General features: G+C 47.0%; 12 protein-coding genes. 4 read left to right on the top strand and 8 right to left on the bottom strand.

Features of this window, described 5'->3' with window-relative positions; translation table 11 throughout:
• Window positions 1-68: 68 nt before the first annotated feature.
• On the bottom strand, window positions 69-593 hold the full coding sequence (gene sodC, locus IO95_RS19050; RefSeq protein ID WP_023490590.1) for a superoxide dismutase family protein: 525 nt from the start codon (window positions 591-593) through the stop codon (window positions 69-71).
• A gap of 500 nt (window positions 594-1093) precedes the next feature.
• Between sodC and IO95_RS19045 the strand changes: the two genes are divergently transcribed.
• A complete protein-coding gene (locus IO95_RS19045) occupies window positions 1094-1945 on the top strand; it encodes a PhzF family phenazine biosynthesis protein (protein ID WP_023490589.1) in 852 nt (283 codons plus the stop codon).
• 200 nt (window positions 1946-2145) lie between these two features.
• Here the strand turns inward: IO95_RS19045 and IO95_RS19040 are convergent, their stop codons facing one another.
• Both IO95_RS19040 and IO95_RS19035 read right to left on the bottom strand, forming a co-directional pair.
• On the bottom strand, window positions 2146-2991 hold the full coding sequence (locus IO95_RS19040; RefSeq protein WP_023490588.1) for a hypothetical protein: 846 nt from the start codon (window positions 2989-2991) through the stop codon (window positions 2146-2148).
• A 102-nt stretch (window positions 2992-3093) separates the two neighbouring features.
• Window positions 3094-6030: a DUF2339 domain-containing protein gene (locus tag IO95_RS19035; RefSeq protein ID WP_023490587.1), complete on the bottom strand. Its 2937-nt coding sequence runs from the start codon at window positions 6028-6030 to the stop codon at window positions 3094-3096.
• Window positions 6031-6417: 387 nt separating this feature from the next.
• Between IO95_RS19035 and IO95_RS19025 the strand changes: the two genes are divergently transcribed.
• The 3 genes from IO95_RS19025 to IO95_RS19015 all read left to right on the top strand — a co-directional run bounded on the left by IO95_RS19025 (window position 6418) and on the right by IO95_RS19015 (window position 8767).
• The gene (locus IO95_RS19025) at window positions 6418-6696 is read left to right on the top strand and encodes a type II toxin-antitoxin system RelE/ParE family toxin (RefSeq protein WP_023490586.1); all 279 of its coding nucleotides are present in this window, start codon (window positions 6418-6420) and stop codon (window positions 6694-6696) included.
• Window positions 6696-6983: a HigA family addiction module antitoxin gene (locus tag IO95_RS19020; RefSeq protein WP_023490585.1), complete on the top strand. Its 288-nt coding sequence runs from the start codon at window positions 6696-6698 to the stop codon at window positions 6981-6983. The genes IO95_RS19025 and IO95_RS19020 overlap by 1 nt, the downstream gene beginning before the upstream one ends.
• 392 nt (window positions 6984-7375) lie before the next feature.
• Entirely contained in the window at window positions 7376-8767 is a 1392-nt protein-coding gene (locus IO95_RS19015) for a Fic family protein (protein ID WP_051791289.1), read from the top strand.
• 222 nt (window positions 8768-8989) lie between these two features.
• On the opposite strand, the gene IO95_RS19010 is transcribed toward IO95_RS19015, so the two are convergent.
• The 5 genes from IO95_RS19010 to IO95_RS18990 form a co-directional block, all read right to left on the bottom strand.
• A complete protein-coding gene (locus tag IO95_RS19010) occupies window positions 8990-10312 on the bottom strand; it encodes an MFS transporter (protein ID WP_037386598.1) in 1323 nt (440 codons plus the stop codon).
• Window positions 10313-10579: 267 nt separating this feature from the next.
• The gene (locus IO95_RS19005; RefSeq protein WP_037386595.1) at window positions 10580-11410 is read right to left on the bottom strand and encodes a hypothetical protein; all 831 of its coding nucleotides are present in this window, start codon (window positions 11408-11410) and stop codon (window positions 10580-10582) included.
• A gap of 124 nt (window positions 11411-11534) precedes the next feature.
• Entirely contained in the window at window positions 11535-12671 is a 1137-nt protein-coding gene (locus tag IO95_RS19000; protein ID WP_023491585.1) for an alcohol dehydrogenase family protein, read from the bottom strand.
• A gap of 153 nt (window positions 12672-12824) precedes the next feature.
• Window positions 12825-14123, bottom strand: coding sequence for a nitrate/nitrite transporter (locus tag IO95_RS18995; protein ID WP_023491586.1), 1299 nt, complete (start codon window positions 14121-14123; stop codon window positions 12825-12827).
• A 102-nt stretch (window positions 14124-14225) separates the two neighbouring features.
• A complete protein-coding gene (locus tag IO95_RS18990; protein ID WP_023491587.1) occupies window positions 14226-15848 on the bottom strand; it encodes a dihydroxyacetone kinase subunit DhaK in 1623 nt (540 codons plus the stop codon).
• Between the last annotated feature and the right edge of the window lie 168 nt (window positions 15849-16016).

Raw genomic sequence — 16016 nt, 5'->3', positions numbered from 1 at the left:
TGAGATAAATAGTTAACCCCTGTCATGGTGTTGTCCAGGGGTTATGCTTTAAGAATCTAGGGAGGTAACTATGCTTTGATCACACCACAAGCAAATCGTGCTCCACCACCGCCAAGAGGACTGGGATGGTCGGAATGGTTATCACCACCTGCATGCACCATGATGGCTTTTCCATTTACTTCATTAATCTGCTTCAATCTTGGCGCTAGCACTGGATAGGTGGATGAGCCATCGGCATCTACATAGAGTGCGGGCAAGTCACCCAGATGGCCATCACCATAAGGGCCTAGGTGTTTGCCTGTTTTCGCCGGATCAAAATGACCACCTGCCCCCAAAGCAGCAACGGCTTTGCCGTCTTTCATTGCGGGTTCGCAACTGCCTTTTTCATGAATATGAAATCCACGAACACCTGGCTGTAACGCTGTTAACTGTGGAGTAAATAACAAACCATAAGGGGTTTCACTGATGGTGATTTGGCCGATGTTTTGTCCTATTCCTTCGGCACTGACTTGATGAATGGGGACATTAATGCTTGCCGCCTGTACCGCACTTGATGCAACTAAACCCAAAACCGCATACCAACATTTTTTCATTCCGTGCACTCCTGTTTCATCGGTAGGTATTTAATAAATATTGTCCTAGAGGCTGTTGATCTTTCGTGGTGGATTATTAGGCGGTATGAAGGACTGGTATAATGACTTTCGCCAAAAACTAACCGCGACAGCCCAACATGCCAAAAACGATATTAACAGATGGATACTGGTTAAAGCTAATCCACTTGATGCTGAAACGGGTCGCGCCTATGGCAAGCCGGAACACAGAAATAGATTAGAAGGGAAATAGATTCCTCTGCCCGGAGGGGAAAATGGTGATTATAGGCGTCGTACATAACAGCGTTTAGCTATACCATTTTGAGCTATGGGTACCAGGAAGAGCATTGTTCAGTCTGGTGGGAGATTGGTTTCTTTTCTTCACTTGCTCAGCTAGCACCATCCGGGGCAATTTTCCTCAAAGTGATATACTAGCCCGCTTAACGAGTGAGCCCTTGGGGTGAGAAATCACGCTTTGGCAAAACATAACTAACGAGTGGGTTATGACCAGAACAGTGGCGTTTAAGCAGGTTGATGTTTTCCCTCAATTGCCTTTTAGCGGCAATCCGTTGGCAGTTATTCTGGATGCCAACGGATTAAGCGATGACGAGATGGCGGCCATCGCCCGCTGGACGCATTTATCAGAAACGACCTTCGTGTTAACCCCGACCGATAAACAGGCCGACTATCGGGTGCGTATTTTTACCGTTGACGGTGAGTTGCCGTTTGCCGGGCACCCTACGCTAGGTACCGCGCATGCGCTGCTGGAAGCGGGGTTGGTACCACAAACGGCGAGTCAGATCGTGCAAGAGTGCGGTGTTGGTCTGGTTACCATCAAGATCGATCCTCAAGGGGCGCTGGCGTTTATGGCACCAGAGGTAGTTCTCACGCCATTTGACGATGCGTTGATTGGCACTGTATTTGACCAAGAGGCATTGGATGTCGCACAAGCGGTGACTATCGCCGATATGGGGATTCGCTGGCTGTTAGTGCCGATGATATCGGCGCAAGCCGTGTTAAATGTTAAGCCCAATGTGAGCGCCTTAGAGCGTTTACTGAAACATGCGCAGGTGAATGGTCTGATGCCTTTCGGGCCAAGTAACGAGGGTGCTGAGCAATTTGAAGTTCGGGGTTTGATGGTTGAGCAGGGGGCGTTAACAGAAGACCCTGTCACTGGTAGTGCCAATGCATGCCTGGCGCATTATTTCGCTGCGCGCGGATCGCGGGATGATTATCATGCTCGTCAAGGGACTGCCATTCAACGCTATGGACGTATAACGGTCCAGTATCGTGAAGAGGGTATCTGGATTGGCGGCCAAACGGTCACGGTGATTAACGGCAGTATTAATCTTTAACCGCGGCCCCACAATATAGGGTTGCCCACGGGTTAGCGAGCGAACTTGACGCTTCCATGTGGTCTATTCCCCCTGAACGTGAACTTTTCGAAGGTATACACCTATAGCTTGAATGAACCGAATTCGGTTATGGATAATCCGCCTTCGTTGCGATGGGATTATCCTGTCATGTTTGTGGTTACCGGTAGGGTACCCCAGACCTATTTGATGTTATTGATTATTTCATTATCGAAATCAGTTTTAGCTGCCGTAATCCGGCTGGGGGGAAGGTGCCCAGCAATAACGCCCGGTGTATTGCTGGCGTTTATATTAGTCAATGGGCATGTTTGGTGCATAACGCCGGTCAAGTGTACTCGTGTTGAACCAGTTGACACTTGAGTTACGACGGGGATCCGGAAGTCTGGAAATCCTGTTGGGGTGTAAACAAACAGACATGCCTGATGTTCTACTGGTAACTCACTGACATCCTGCTTGGTAAATTCGACGAGGAACTCAAATGATGGGGGCGTGGGATTGTCATCCAGCGGTGACTTCTCGAGTACCAATTTTTCCGCTAAAGCACGATAACTGGGTTGACGATAGAATTGGTCTGCCGAGAGTGAGATATAGAGCTCTTCGAGTATATAACCTCCGTCAAGTGATTTCGGCAGGTCAATACTCACTGTTCCCGGTTTACCAGGGACTTTATTGACCGAAAGTTTTTTCCTCGTTTCGGTATAGCTCTCCTCTCTATGGGGTAAAAGGAGACAGGTGACGCCAGTGATACAGGCAAACATTTTGAGTGAGTTCACTCTATGGCGATAAGTCGCGATAATATCGACTTTCGATGAAAGGCTGGAAAGCACCGCAGCATTTTCCTGCGGTGTGAAAAATGGAGTGTAGAGATCACTGACGGCAAATGTGAAGTGCAAATTTTCGTTTGGCTTCGCCGCATTTGCCGCAGTCAGCAGTAGTAGGCTGCCGATTAATGCGCAGATCCCCTTTCTGATCCCCAATAGAGAGACTGTAAAGTATGTTTTTCTCAGGGAGTGGTAGCAGGTAAACATGATCAACACCTCAGGTAATCTAACCAGAGCATTGCCCCCCAAGCACTCAAGCTGCCATCTGGCAACCTGAATGGCTTGGGGGGGCACTTATTTCCGCGCAGGCTAATTTTGCCCGGCGGTGCTCTCCGTATCTTCAGTGGTGGGGGCTTCAGCAATTTTCATGGTGACAAATTTCTGATAGAACCAACCGACGGCCACCAGACACAGGCCGAGACCCAGGAATGAGGCGGAACGATAAAGCCCTTCAAGGCCAGACATATCCCACAGGAACAGTTTGACGATCGTCAATGCCAGCAGCCCCAGCGAGGCGAGGCGTATCTTGTCATTTGACCAATGTATTGCGCCGTACATCATGCCAATGGCCGTCAGCATCCACACCAGTGAGTAGCTGTATTGTTCACCGCTATACACCACCGGGCTATCCAACCGAGCACCATGCCACAACTGGCGAACCGTCAAGGTAATGAACACCATTCCCAGCAGAGCTGTGACGCCCAGTACATAAGGTTTTAGCTGTACTGTTAACCATTGATCTGGCCAGAATTTTAGCGCAACCAACATGAATAACATTGGGATTGCATAGGCAACGGTGACCATATTCAGCAACGGCAGGCTACCGACACTTTGTGCTGACCACAATGGGTTAAAGGCAAGCAGGCTGGCTGCTGTCATGAGCAGCATCAGAACAGCACTGGCTTGGGCTGCCCAACGGTAGATATCACGCAGTGAATCCGCCAGCCGTTCGCGATAACCATAGGCCAACGCCATGATGCCGAAGGTGACGCCATGCAATGCGCAATCAGTAAGAGAGGCGAAATCCAGGGAAAGATGGTAGCTGCCATGCAACAAGTGGCGTAGCTCGACATTAATCCATAAGGCCAGCAGGTAAATGGCATTGGCCGCTAACCAATTGGCGGTATCGTCACCGCGCCGGGTAGCAAGCAAACGTGAACTCAACCACAGGCAGAGAATCGGAATGCCAAAACCGTATAGCGTCCAGGGAATGGTGACGGAAGCGATATGCAAGGGCGACGAATAGTCAATAATAAAGGGGTTCAGTGATAAACGTGCCAGCAGTAACATGGCATGTATCTTGAAAATCCAGGGCAGCAATGAAATCTGACGCCAACGTTGCCAGAGTACCAGTAACAGCAGTTGAGCCGCCAGCAATAGGGTGAGCGTAACCTGGCTGAAACAGATGAATAGTGCAAAGGCCAACATCAGTTGAGCGGCAATCTGGTAGATTGAGCGCAGAAGCTCTGATGCGCGGGCGTACAAATCACTGAACATGTTCCAGGCGACATACATCACCAGGCAAACTGCCAGCAGAGAGTACTCAACCCAGAACGGCTCAAAGTTATCGCGACAAGCATAATAAGTACTTGCCACAGTACACATCGGTACCAGTACAGACAACGCCGCCCACCAAAGTTTACGGTAAACCGGCCTGGTGACCTGGTAGATGCCATATATCCCGCATATTAGCGCTAATAGACTCACCCCTACTAAGCTGACCCAGACTCTTTCTGGCGTAAAGAGCGCGACTGGGTTAATAAAGGGAGAAATGGCTAATACCCCGACCACTGGGACAAACAGATCCAATGACGGGGAGCGTTTGGCGATCAAGAGCAGGCTGATAGAGAACAGAATCAGCGTGGCCCAGGCCAGCAATGAATAGTTCTCGACTACCGTTAAGGCAAACAGTGAGAACGCCGCAATGAACCCAGTAAATAGGGGATCCAGTAGTGCGTTGGGCCAGTTCGTCCAGTCATTATTGCGGAAACGCATTTTGCTTTTGAGTGACCATCCCAGGTGTGGCCAGGCAAGGAATCCGTAAGTGGTTGCTAGCAGGAACAATGAACGCGCTAACTGGTGTTCTTCGGTGGCCATGGTTAAAGAAATAAGTAGCCACAGATAGTTGCCCGCCATTGCTCCCAGCCATAACCAGCGGCGATAAACCCGGCTCATCAGCCCGATAGCGGCCAAACTGACCAGGAACACATAGGCCAATAGCCCGGTGACATTACCACTGCCGGTTGAGACAAATAACGGCACGGTGTAAGCCCCAAGGAGCCCTAACGCGGCCATAAATGGCCCCTGCCATAAAGCCAGTACCATTGCTAGCAGCGAAGTCAGGCTGAGTAATAGCATCAGCACAGGCATTGGGAACATATCGTAGAGATATTTAGCGGCCAGCATTGAGGCGAATAGGCCGATAATCCCCGCGCCACTGAGTGCGGCGGGAATGTAACGGGCATTCGCTAACGGCAATTGAAAACGAGAGCGCCGGAGTAATTCACCCCCAGCAACCATCAGTAGGCTCAACACGGTAGCGACGGAAATCCGTAATGTCGGTCCGAACAGCCCGCGTTCGCTGCCCGCTTTCAGCAGGAAAATCACGCCCAGGGCCATGATCACACCACCGATCCACACCATCCAACGGGCGGCAAACTCTTGTTCGAGACGTTTCCAGATACTTTCTTTGGCATCGAGTGAAAACAGCACTTTATCCAACTTGACCCAGACGTCCGGCACCGGAACAGTGGGTTGAATGTGGGCTGGCTCTTCATTGACGGTCTGCGAGATAGTTTGGGGTTGATCCAGTGGTTGAAGCACCTCGCTGCTAGCAGTCACTTCGCTGCTAGTAGTCTCCTCTGCTGCCTGCGTGGTTTGTGCACTCTGTTCACTCTGCTCTTTTGCCGCATAGGCCGCAGCGATGGCTTCAATCTGCTCCTGCTTTTTCAGTTGCACGAAATCCCAGTGGTTTGGACGAGTGGATGACCAAGGGTCTGATGCGGTAGCGGGGAAGTCTGGCAGGGTGACAACGTTTTGCTCTTCCTCTACCGCACTGGTGGATTGGTGCTCTTCCTGGGCCGCAATATCAGGGGCCACTTCAGGCGTTGACAACGTTTGGGGGCGTTGACTGGATAGCTTGGTGAGCTCTTCACGAATGTATTTGACTGACTCAGATAAGGCACTTATTTGTTTGTAGATAATAAACATGAAAATCAACAAACCAGTCCAAAGCCAATATTCCATTATTCATCCCGTATCTTAAGATTCTAACGTCTTGCTTATGAATAGCTTCAAGCAGCCTATAGAGATGTTTATGATAATGCGAGCTTTTTTTAAAAAATGAAGCTGGCAGATGGTGTTCAAAAAGCTTTGCTTGATTGGCAAGGGGAATGTGATAAACGCGAAAGTACTCACCTTTCTCCAGTCGATGGGTATTGAGCCACATCGTGGGAGTTTGATGCCTTGTTATCTGGGGGGCGTAGTTAACTTTGGGCCTGTTCATGCTTTCAGGTTGGACGGTGACCGTTTATTACCGGTCGGGTAGGGTTGCTCAAGCGAGTGTTGCGCTATGCGCGGCATTAATTCATAATGCGTATAACGCAACACATTAGAGCAGTGAGCAGTCAAACCATGATTAAGAGTTTTAAGCACCAAGGATTAAAGAAATTCTTCGAAACGGGTTCAACTGCGGGAATTAATGCCAAACAAGTTGACCGAATTGCTAACCGTTTGGCTGTTCTTAACCGGGCTGTAAAGATTGATGATGTCGATCTACCAGGTTTCGCGTTACATCCTTTGACTGGTAATCGGAACGATCAGTGGTCTATCACGGTAACAGGAAATTGGCGGATCACATTTACTCTATCTGATGGTGATGTTTACATTGTTAATTATGAGGATTATCACTGATGGCTATGATGTATAACCCACCCCATCCGGGGTTATTGGTTAAAGAGTGCCTGGAAACGCTAGGCATGAGTGCCAGAGCGTTGGCTAAAGAATTAGGCGTTGCACCATCAACAGTGCAGAGATTAATCTCTTGTAAATCTGATGTATCACCAGAAATGGCGTTAAGGTTATCCGTCGTTGTTGGTAGCTCTTCTCAGGTTTGGATGGGGTTGCAGGCTGACCATGACCTTTGGCATGCTCAACAGACTATTGATATCTCAACTTTGCATAAGTTGCATGTGGCCTAATGAGGGATTAGTGTCCCCGCTTTCGCGGGGATCGAGTTTATCTGGCCTGCCCCTGCAACAAATCCAACGCATACAGACGTTCGCCAGGCTTTAGCCTATCCAGCAAGAGCATAAACCGCACATTATAAGGTAAATAGTTACCCCTTAAATGGCCGCGGGATTGGGTGGCTTAGGCAGTAAAGTACTCGTCTTCCTCCAGTCGATGGGTATTGAGCCAACACCGTGGGAGTTTGATGTCTTGTAAGCTGGGGCTAGGGTGAAATTTGGCAACGGTCACGCCTCTTTCAGACTGGACGGCGATCGGCTGAGACTGTTGAGATAGAATTGACCTTCATGAACCCTCGCGTTAAATTGCTCATATATTTTAATAAAAAAAAGAACAAGTGAACGCTATGATCAAAAAGACACCAAAGCAAGATGCTCTATATGAATCAATAAGTGACTGCACTAAAGTTCTCTTTAGCGATTTAAATTCGGATAATCTGTTAGAAACCATTAAGTTAATGTCTGTTGTTGATGATAAAGGGCGTTATCTACATTGGGATGACATCTCTAAAAGGATTAGAGTAAAAGAAAAGGCAATTGCGCACTGGTCGTTAATAAAAATGGCAAGGAAAGGTGTACTCAGGCAAGTACCCGCTCTTGGCGATGCTTTTCAGAATATTACTTTTTTCACTTTATTACCTTCAATGCAAAAAGCATGTTCACTTATAGATAGGACATGCACTGAAGCAGGCCTAAATGATTTAATAAGCCGAATCAGTATACCTGGTTACTATTTAGATGATTTTATAAATGAAGAAAGTATTGCCTCTAGTCAACTCGAAGGTGCTTCAACCACTCATGCTGTAGCAAAAAAAATGTTGCTGGAAAACAGAAGTGGTAGAAATGAAAGCGAAAAGATGATTCTTGGTAATCGTCGCTTGATGACTCTTGCTTGGGAAAGTCGTTTTGACGAAATGAGTTTAGCGTTATTATTAACGTTCCATGAGGAAGCTACTCAAGGAATTGACGATGATAAATATCACCCAGGAAAAATTAGAAAAACGAATGATGTTTGGGTGGGAGGACGCGATGGTGAGGTGGTGCATCAGCCACCAGATGCAGAGATATTGGGTGACCTATTAGATAAATATATTAAATGGATTAATTTTTCACATGATGAAGGTATCTCTCCGCAAGACTATCTACACCCTGTTGTGAAGGCATGTATCATGCATTTTGGTCTTGGTTTTTTGCATCCATTCAACGATGGCAACGGGCGAGTTGCCCGGGCAATGTGTTATTGGTATTTATTTAAGCATGGTTATGATGCCTTTATATATATATCTATATCTCAGTTACTCAAAGAAGCCCCTATTCAATATGGTGAAGCTTATATGAAGACTGAAACAGATAATCAAGACGTAACTTATTTTGTTGACTACCAATGTAGGGTGCTTGAAAGAGCTGTTAATGGGCTCATTGATCATGTTAGGACTGTTGCCGGTAAATTGCGGGAGTTTGATACATGGGTTTTCACCAGTGGCATACGAAGGAAAATGCCTGATATCCAGCAAACCATCATCAATATGGTGGTAATGGCACCGGGTGAAAGTTTTACTGTTAAAAGTTTTGCCGAGCGGGCTGGCGTTTCAGAGGCGGCATCTAGAATCCATCTTGAGAAACTTGCGGAAGTGGGTATTTTACTTAAACAAGGTGGAGGTGGAAGCCGACCTGTCCATTATCTTCCCAAAACGTCTTTTGATAAAATGAAAAAGGCTTTAATGAAGTTATATGCATGACCGTTTTTTTCCAGTGTTGGCGAATCATCCGTTGAGGAACTAAAAACAGCGCAGGCGTGGGTGAGTAATCGTGTTGGTAAGGGATGTTATCCGCAGTTTATTGCACCTAAGGTATCCGGTGAAACCCGCGTTGAGTGGAAACAGGTTTATCCCTGTTTCCACTAATTGGTATTAGAGACGTGAGATGTTCACCGCCCGTTGCGTCAGTCTGTAACGGGCAGACTAGCCCCCTTGAGCCGCGTCTACCAAGGTCAAATTTTTGGTTTCTGGTGCCCAGGCAATGGAGATAATGGCCCCAAAGACTAAGACCAGTGCCAAAATGAGGGTGGTGGTGGCAAGACCATAATGCACAACGGCCAGTGGCAATAAGCCTGTGCCGATAGCGGCGCCCAAACGGCTCATTGAGGTGGCAAAACCGACCCCCATCGAACGTACTTCGGTTGGGAAACTTTCAGCGGGGAATATCCCTACCAAGTTACTGACCGCCGACATGATCAGGGTAAAACTCGCAAAGGTGATGATCAGCCAAAGGGTTTGATGGGCGGGGATCAGGGCTAACATCACTAAACACGCTGCGAGGAAGAAAAACGAACCAATCAGGAAACCACGGCGTGAAAAAATGATGGTTAACGCAATCCCTAATACGGCACCGACAACCAACAATGCATTCAATAACAAATCGGTTGAGAAATTATTATCCAAACCCATCACATTGAGAATTGACGGCAGGAAGGTATAGATAGCGAAATAGGGGATCACCAAACAAACAAAAAACAGGCTATTAAACGCAGTACGACGACGATATTTCGGGCCAAACAGTGAAGCAAACCGCTGTTTAGACGTCACCTTCGCCTCATCACTGAGGATGACATTAGCACCAAAATGCTTATGCACCACCGCCAACGCCTCTTCACTCCGGCCTTTACCCATTAACCAACGTGGTGATTCTGGGGTGCCAATACGCAGCAGTAAAATAACCAATGCTGGCACAGCCGAAGAGGCCAGTAGCCAGCGCCAAGTATCCGGCCCCAATTCTGTCAGGAAATGGCCCATAAAACCGGCAGCGACATAGCCAAACGTCCAGATCACGCTAAACGAGCCCAGTAACACCCCACGATGTTTGCGCGGGGCGAATTCTGCCAACATGGTATGGCCTACGGCATAATCCCCCCCAAGGCCAATACCCACCAAGACACGCAAGAAGAACAACTGTTCTGGTGTGGTGGCAAAAAACTGCAAGGCAGAAGCGAGGGTAATAATGACAAAGCTGAAGCTAAAGATTTTCTGGCGGCCCAGGTAGTCCGAGATCCAGCCAAGAAATAGGCTACCGATAAACAACCCGATTAATGCCGAGCTGCCCAGCATCCCTTCCCAAAACGGTGAAAGCCCCATTTGTGGTTTAATTTGTGCCAATGCAAAACCAATGACACCTAGAACATAACCATCAGTGAAGTGAGCGCCAAACGTCAAGCTAGCGATCTTAATATGGAAACGATTTAACGGCACATCGTCCATACGGATTGGCTGCGGTGTTAAATGTTGCATGAGCCAGTCCTCCTGCTGGAGATATTATTCATATGTTCCCCTGTTTTTTTGAAAAGCCAATTAATAACAACTCTCATTGTTAATTAGTTGGGTAAATTTACCAAGAATGATTAAATAGGCTTAAAATATGAGTTGATTGGATAAGTCGTGCTGCAGAATTATTGTAATTGCGAATGTATTGCCTTTTTGGTATTAGCCGTCAATCAACATTATCCGTTTTGTCGAAATATCATTGATGACGGCTAAACCCGATTTTAGATTGCTTTTTTAATTCACAAAACTCGCATAATCTTTAATGAACGGTGGCAGCACAAATAGCATATAGAAGCCCCAGATCACTAAAATAACGTGCAGTACATCGTTTTCAGAGAACCACTTGCCGCCTTTCCAGAGCAGGTCGGTAATGCCAGCTTTGTAGTATTTATCATAACCCCACCAAGACAGGTAGATAAGTACCCATGAACCCATTAAAACCAAATCCATGGTGTGGCCATGCATGAAGTAACGCACCAAATTTAGGATACAGAACAAAATAAAGCTTGGCAGTGAAACCTGTATCATAAATTCAAATGTAATCAGCGATTTTTTAGGTTTAAATGCGCCGTACAAAACAACAATAGGATAAATGATCGATACCACGATTGAGTACCAAATCAGTATTTCCAGGTAGATCCCGGTGGTACATGAATAGGCAATGGCAACCGTCATGGCATTCATACTTAACTGTTGGAAAATAAGGTAAATAATTTCCCACCAGGTGGTCCATGAACAGGTTTCTCGTCTGGCGCATTTCAGCTCATAGCCTAATGCTTGATAACTGGTGCCTGCAATAATGGCGCCCACACCCCAAAGAACCAGTGAGATACCCCACCAATATCTTGATAGCTGATCGTCTTGGGTGACCAGGAAGTTGACACCCGCAACGGTCACGAGCAAACCTAAGAAGTATACCCAGAATGAAGAGGATGGCTGGTTTAACATAAACTCCCAAGAGCCAATCTTCATTTGTTTTCCTGGTTGTTTTTCAAACCAGTTTTCTTTTGTTAATTCAGCGTGCTTTATTTGGTGAACTCTTTCAAAAATGCTGTCAGATTTCATAGGAATATTCCTTGCCAATAATTTTTAAATCGGGCGCTTTACCTGTCTGTGTAAAGCGCACCAATTGTAGTTATGACGTTGTATAGATCACTGCGTTATCTTTATCTTAGCGCGTGCCAGTCAGTTAGATATCATCGTGATTTGGAATCAGAACAAATTTACCCACGTGTTTCTTAAGCGCGAACTCTTGCTGCGCTTCAACGATATTCTCTAGCGGGAAGGTTTTGGCGAGTGCCGGCTTGATTTCACCATTTTCGATGGCAGAAATGAGGCTCGGGAATACTGGCTCGTCCCAACAAGTACAACCGATAAGCGTCAGGTCTTTCAGATAGAAATCGCGCATATCCAGTTCAACGATTGGGCCTGCAATCGCACCTGAAGAAACGAATCGACCACCGCGCTTGAGCACCTTCATCATTTGAGGGAAGTTAGGCCCAGCAACGTTATCAACCACGACATCGACTGACTTATGGCCAAGCACTTTGAATGTGTCTTTGCCAAAAACGATGACTTCATCGGCACCATAGGATTTCACCAGGTCAACTTTGGCTTCACCTTCTGCCAGCCCAATAACGTAGGCACCACGGCGTTTAGCTAATTGAACAACGGCTGAGCCTACGCCACCGGAAGCACCTGCCACCAGAACGCGTTCGCCGGCTTTAATCCCTGAGCGCTGAACCATGTTTTCTGATGTGCCGTATGAACAAGGGATTGAGCCCAGCTCTGCATCTGTCCAGTCACACTCTACTGGGAATACTTCTGTGGCTTCAATTTTCACATATTGAGCAAACGCCCCATCGAAATCAGACGCCATCCAGATATTTTCCATCGAGTCCCAGCCTTCACTGCGGATACAAGGCCTGATGAGAACACGCTTGCCGAGCAGGTGTTTGTACTGCTCATCTTTCACTTCGACCACTTCACCACAGCAGTCGGTACCTTGAATAAATGGGAAGGGGGTTTCTTCATTCCAGCCACCATCTTTTTCTTCAGATGCCTCGGCCTTCTCTTGGTCGTCGTCTGAGAGTGTATTGGTGCTTTGCGTTACTTTTGATGAGTACCAGCCCAGCCGGGTATTGACTTCGGTGTTATTGACACCGGCAGCTAAAACTTTGACCAGTACTTCGCCTTGATCAAGCACAGGAACAGGAACGTCCATATAGACTAATTTATCGTAGCCACCGTTACCGGTGGTAACGACTGCTTTCATTGTTTTATCGCCTTGTTTAACTTCAAAGCGGTTTTTGTCTTTGTTGTACATAACCATTATTCCTTTACTATTTCAGGTGGTTGATAAAATACCAACCACGTTTTGTTAGTCAGGCCCTAAAAGTGTCTTGGCAACACTTTAGAATCCACCCTGTCTATTAAAAGTCAAACTACTTTTAAATTACATATTCTTTACAGGCTCAGCTTAAGCGCCAGTTTTTTGCAGTGCCTGTTCATTTTTTTTGTCAGCAATTTGTGATCTGCGGTAAATCATGGCTATCACGGCACCAAACAGACCGACTACTGCACTCACTAAGAAATAGGCCTGGTAACCCCCTTCATTACCGAACACATCCCACAGGTAACTGTTCATTAGTGGGATCATGATATCCGGTAGGTAACCGATAAATGAGACTGCGCCGATGGCGGTACCCATAATGGCGATATCGATTTTTGATTGACCCAATAGAGACCAGTAGGTGCCACGGATCATGTAGACAAACAAACCCGCCAGAATCACCAATCCACTAATTGCCATGCTAGGCAGTGTTTTTGGTAAAAAAACCATTAATATCAGACAGGCAGAGCCACCCAGCAGTGAGCAGGTAATAGTGACTTCTTTACCAATTTTGTCGGCCAGGAAGCCGCCAATAATGCCGCCAAAAGGACGCATCCACAAAACCGCTACCATGATGGAACCGACGCCGATAGGGGTCATACCCAAGTTTGACTGAAGGTGCCCACCAAAGTAGTAACTGGTCCAGAACACGGTATAACCAGCAAAAATGATGATGCCGTGTAGGTAGATGTACTTATTGGTAAATACTTTTCCCAGGTCAGAAAACTTAACTCCACTCTCTTCGCTGCCCGGCTCTTTTTCTACTTTCTTGGCTGTTTTGCTGCCATCTTTAACGAAGAAAAACACCAATATCGACGTCACCAAAAGAACGGTTGAATACATGTAAACAATGGAGACTAGCGCGGCTCTCTTATCGGTAACTTCAATGCTGCTCCCTAGAACAACAGTGAAAATTGCCAAGGCCAAACTTGCCAGCAAGGCTTCTACCAAGCCACGTCCGCCATCAAGGATACCGAAGAAACGCCCGTCCTCATCATCGGAAGAGAGCATTTTCACCACTTTCATGTGAGAACTCCAGAAAGTGAAGACGGAGAAAAATCCCCAAATGGCAAAAATAACCACGACGTACTCATATGTTGGCACTTGAGCAAACCAGAAACCACCCAATGCTGTTCCTAGCAAAGAGAGTGCTAATAAGTTTTTGGCGGAAAATTTGTCACTCAGTACACCACTTGGAAAATAACCGACAATAAACACCAAACCAAGAACCGTATAAATCGTGTTCATTTGGGTTAATGACATGTTAAATACTTCCAATATCGTTTCTTGATACTGAGCTTTCAGGTAGATAAGTGGATAGATAGAACCTGCTGCAAGTATCACCAGTGCGAATTGCAAGTATCTTCCTAGATTTCCGTTCTTCATTTTTTCACCTTATCAATTTTCAAACAAATTGATTTATTTCAGCACTCATTATCCCTGGAACATGAGTGCAGCTATTATTGGAGAGGTGTCTTTTAATTATGTTTAGAATTGACTAAACACGATTTCGATAGCATATGCGCCAGGATCTTTAGTCCCTGATAGGCTGTCACTATTAAGGTAAGATGAGCGACCCGCTTTCGCACTGGTCATCTCAACCGTTGATTCCGCACCTGCTTTCGCCGCTTCAATGGCTGTTAAGAAGCCCTCTTTAACCCAAGCCTCTAACGCCGGGTGTAGCGCGTCAATCATGGTGCGATCACCGGGTTTCGCCCCGCCGTAAGCCATCATCTGGCCCAAACCGGCTTGCAGAGCTTTTGGCAGTGAACCATTCAATTCATGGTCACGGCCTGCGGCGGTAAACATAATGGAAAGTAAGACACCCGAAGAGCCGCCCATGACTGAGGTCAAGCAATCAGCAATGGTGGTCATTAGCTTCGATTTGTCTTGCAGTGGAAGCTGATTCGCTTCTAGCTGAGCGAGCACTTTACTGGCACCTGCGGCAAAGGTTGAACCGGTATCGCCATCACCCACGATGGAGTCCAGGTGGTTTAGCTCCGCTTCAATATTGATAATCGATTGGCAGACCTTGCGCAGTACCTGGGCTGTTTCTTCGTGGTGAGAGGGCTCAAATGCCTTCTTGGCGATCAGGCTTTCACAACGGGTCACGGGGATTTCGCGGCGAGCCACTGCACCCGGCCAGGACTCTGTTTCTACTTCCGCAGTCAGCGCTTTAGTGATTTCATCCGTCAGTTGAATGGTGGAGATAGAGAAGCCTTTCATATCGATAGCGGTCATCAGCGCACCGCTAACAATGAATTTCGCCTGCCGACCCAGCGCAGACTCCATGACTTCTTTCGTCACGATATTCATCTCGATTGGCGACAGCCCACCCAAGTTATTCAGCAGAATGGCGTTATTGGTGAGGGGTTTGGCGGCAATAAGCTTGCTGACCATGGTTGAAACCAATTCCCGTGCGGTTGGCAGGTCAATGGTTTCGATACCCGCTTCACCGTGAATACCTAAGCCAAGTTCTGCCTTTCCTTGCGCGATACGGTCGTTGCTTTCCCCTGGCAGTGAACAACTGGTTAGTGCGACGCCAATAGAAGCTGTTTTGTTATGCGCGTCAATCGCCGCTTGTTTCACTTGTTCTAGCGAGCCGCCATTTTCAGCGACATACCCTGCCACTTTTTGCACGAACAGTGTGCCGGCAATACCGCGCGGTTGAGGATTATCGGCGATAGAGATGTCATCACCCACCACAATCAGGTCAACTTTACGCCCCATCTCTTTGGCTTTTTCGACTGCCAGGCCAAAGTTCAGACGGTCACCGGTATAGTTTTTGATGATAACCAGGCAACCTGCATCACCTGTTACATGCAGGATAGCGCTGAGAACGGCATCTACACTGGGGGCAGCAAACAGGTCGCCACATACTGCTGCGGTTAACATCCCTTTGCCGACAAAACCGGCGTGTGCGGGCTCGTGGCCTGAACCACCACCACAAATGAGTGCAACCTTGTCTTTGTTCCAGTCGTTACGAGCAACCACTTTAGTATTATTATTAAAGTCTAATAATGTGAGGTTTTCTCTGTGTGCTGCATACAGTGAGCCTTGGATGGAATCCAGAACAAAAGACTCTTTTGCGTTTAAAATTAGGTCTGCCATTTTAATTCCTATCCGTATGAAGGTTTTAATTTTGAACAATGGGTTAAAGATAGGTGCATTTGAGTATCAGCACCTCTGCGTATTGTTGACTATACGTCCTGCATACTGTCTGGCGAACAGTAAAAAAAACGTTGCACAATGTAACGTTTGTCTCAATGAAACGTTGCA

The sequence above is a fragment of the Serratia sp. DD3 genome (genome assembly GCF_000496755.2).
The sequence above is the reverse complement of the archived record's forward strand: the minus strand, read 5'-3'. Positions and strand labels throughout refer to the sequence as shown.

What these genes read in the sequence shown, in the direction of transcription:
- sodC (WP_023490590.1), bottom strand. Translation starts at nt 593, where the DNA reads ATGAAAAAATGTTGGTATGCGGTTTTGGGTTTAGTTGCATCAAGTGCG.
- IO95_RS19045 (WP_023490589.1), top strand. Translation starts at nt 1,094, where the DNA reads ATGACCAGAACAGTGGCGTTTAAGCAGGTTGATGTTTTCCCTCAATTG.
- IO95_RS19040 (WP_023490588.1), bottom strand. Translation starts at nt 2,991, where the DNA reads ATGTTTACCTGCTACCACTCCCTGAGAAAAACATACTTTACAGTCTCT.
- IO95_RS19035 (WP_023490587.1), bottom strand. Translation starts at nt 6,030, where the DNA reads ATGGAATATTGGCTTTGGACTGGTTTGTTGATTTTCATGTTTATTATC.
- IO95_RS19025 (WP_023490586.1), top strand. Translation starts at nt 6,418, where the DNA reads ATGATTAAGAGTTTTAAGCACCAAGGATTAAAGAAATTCTTCGAAACG.
- IO95_RS19020 (WP_023490585.1), top strand. Translation starts at nt 6,696, where the DNA reads ATGGCTATGATGTATAACCCACCCCATCCGGGGTTATTGGTTAAAGAG.
- IO95_RS19015 (WP_051791289.1), top strand. Translation starts at nt 7,376, where the DNA reads ATGATCAAAAAGACACCAAAGCAAGATGCTCTATATGAATCAATAAGT.
- IO95_RS19010 (WP_037386598.1), bottom strand. Translation starts at nt 10,312, where the DNA reads ATGCAACATTTAACACCGCAGCCAATCCGTATGGACGATGTGCCGTTA.
- IO95_RS19005 (WP_037386595.1), bottom strand. Translation starts at nt 11,410, where the DNA reads ATGAAATCTGACAGCATTTTTGAAAGAGTTCACCAAATAAAGCACGCT.
- IO95_RS19000 (WP_023491585.1), bottom strand. Translation starts at nt 12,671, where the DNA reads ATGTACAACAAAGACAAAAACCGCTTTGAAGTTAAACAAGGCGATAAA.
- IO95_RS18995 (WP_023491586.1), bottom strand. Translation starts at nt 14,123, where the DNA reads ATGAAGAACGGAAATCTAGGAAGATACTTGCAATTCGCACTGGTGATA.
- IO95_RS18990 (WP_023491587.1), bottom strand. Translation starts at nt 15,848, where the DNA reads ATGGCAGACCTAATTTTAAACGCAAAAGAGTCTTTTGTTCTGGATTCC.